Here is a 361-nt window from a genome sequence, read left to right as displayed (position 1 = left end):
TTATGTGAAGCTCTAATATTTGCGAATCCATCATCTTTAAACGACCTTCTACATTCTTTAATTCGTTGTATAATTCTATTTCTGTCATATTACTTATATTTTATCCCATAAGGGAGGTTAGTTACTAAAGCTCGTCAAACTCTTTTTGAATGCTATTTAAAGCCTTTTTTATAGCATTCTTTATGTCGGCAGATTCTTTTGGCGCATACTTGTTTATATCTATTAGAGCACTCCCCAGTCTGTTTTCATTAGCACTCATGCCATTACAATATCTACCGATAACTTCTTTATAAGCATTAACAAAGTTGCTTAATTCGTTAGCTCTAGATAATCTTTCTTCTGTCATATCTTTATATTTTAT

General features: G+C 31.0%; 1 protein-coding gene. It reads right to left on the bottom strand.

Features of this window, described 5'->3' with window-relative positions:
* Window positions 1-124: 124 nt before the first annotated feature.
* Window positions 125-361 (bottom strand): hypothetical protein (locus DW657_RS17520; RefSeq protein WP_233547219.1); only part of this gene is annotated, 237 nt, incomplete at its 5' end.

The organism is Prevotella sp. AM23-5, assembly GCF_003473645.1.
GTDB classification, from domain to species: Bacteria; Bacteroidota; Bacteroidia; order Bacteroidales; family Bacteroidaceae; genus Prevotella; species Prevotella copri_A.
The sequence above is the reverse complement of the archived record's forward strand: the minus strand, read 5'-3'. Positions and strand labels throughout refer to the sequence as shown.